This window comes from bacterium (assembly GCA_024226335.1).
In the GTDB taxonomy this organism is placed as follows: domain Bacteria; phylum Myxococcota_A; class UBA9160; order SZUA-336; family SZUA-336; genus JAAELY01.
Map to the genome: position 1 here is coordinate 1 of JAAELY010000283.1, position 1,399 is coordinate 1,399.

Here is a 1,399-nt window from a genome sequence, read left to right on the forward strand (position 1 = left end):
AATGCGAAGGCGACAATCCAGGGTGCCCGCTTCGTGAAATTCGTCTCCGGCCCGCTCTGGCGCAGAACCTCCGCGGCCACGAACATGATGCTGAGCGCAATTACGGCCTCGACCGGTGCCTGAGGAATGTTCGCCCAGCCCAGCGCCGCCAAGGCCAGCGTGATGCTGTGAGCGACGGTGAAAGCGGTGATGACTTTGACCAGCATCCAGACGTCGCGAACGAGCAGCAGAAGCGCCAGCACAAACAGCAAATGATCGATGCCCAGAAGCATGTGCTCAACACCGAGAAAGAAGTATGTCCGTACCGTGTCGAACCAAGTCGGCTCAGTGGCGATAGTGAAAGAGGTTCGGTCGGGGGGGAGGCGTGCCGCCTGGACCCAACCGCCGACCTGCTCCACGCGCACGACGACATCGGTGAAGGTGCCCGAAAGCCCATCAATCGAACCGTCTCTACCGCCGAGCCCGCCGGGGCATCGAACAGCCGACCGCTCGAGAAAGGCCCGCCTGTGTGTTCGACCCGCGGCCTGCCGATATCCGAACATTCGGCGGGTAGACGCACATGAAGACCCAGACGCATATCGCCGCGCGCGGGCACCTTGAAACGCAAATCGCAAGCCTCGGCATCGACCTGCTTGATTTCCAGGAAGCCAGGCCGGAGCTCGTGAGCCGCAGCCGGGATCGTCAGGCCTAACAGCAGCAGCAAGACATAGACGGCCCCGCGCATCATGGACCGGGCTCGGTTTGCGCCGGCCTGTTTTCGGGCGCGGGCAGCAATATGTCGTACTCTGCGAGCAGTGTCTCGTAGGCCTGTTTCTCGTACTCTTCGCGCTGCAGCGTGCGCCAGTCGAGCAGCACCTTCTCACGAACCTCTGCGAGGTCTGGCTCGTAACCGTCCGCACGCTCGCCGACGCGCACCAAATGCAGACCGAACGCCGAGTCGACAGGACCTGCCCACTGATCCACCGGAGCCGTTACGAGTGCCTTAGCAAAGGCCTCGCCGAAGTCGCGCTCGATGCCACGAAGCGTGGAAAGTGTTTTTGACGCCGGCAATAAAGTCGGATCGCCGAGCCCCGCAGGGCTCTCACCAGACTTCAACGCGGCAAGTACTGCGGCAGCACGGCGCTTTGCGACGTCCATGCCCTGCTTCGGATTGACAAACACTTGCTCGAAGACAACACGCGGCTGAACGCGATAAGTGGGCTTGCTGTCATCCAGAAATGCTTGACTCGCGACATCGTCGGCAGCCAAGTCGTTCTCGCTGGGCTCGGAAAGGAACTCCATCTTTTGCTGCATGCGGCGGCGGATCAACGTGTCGTCGCGGTCGAGAGCAAGCTTGACCGCCTCGCGGTAGTAAACCTCTTCTTTGATGTAGGCGTCGATCAGCCCCCGTAGCTCTCGA

2 protein-coding genes are annotated in these 1,399 nt (G+C 61.5%); both read right to left on the minus strand.

Features of this window, described 5'->3' with window-relative positions:
* Positions 1-542: HupE/UreJ family protein (locus GY725_15135; GenBank protein ID MCP4005523.1), on the minus strand; the 542-nt coding region annotated here is incomplete at its 3' end.
* 181 nt (positions 543-723) lie between these two features.
* Positions 724-1,399: peptidyl-prolyl cis-trans isomerase (locus GY725_15140; GenBank protein ID MCP4005524.1), on the minus strand; the 676-nt coding region annotated here is incomplete at its 5' end.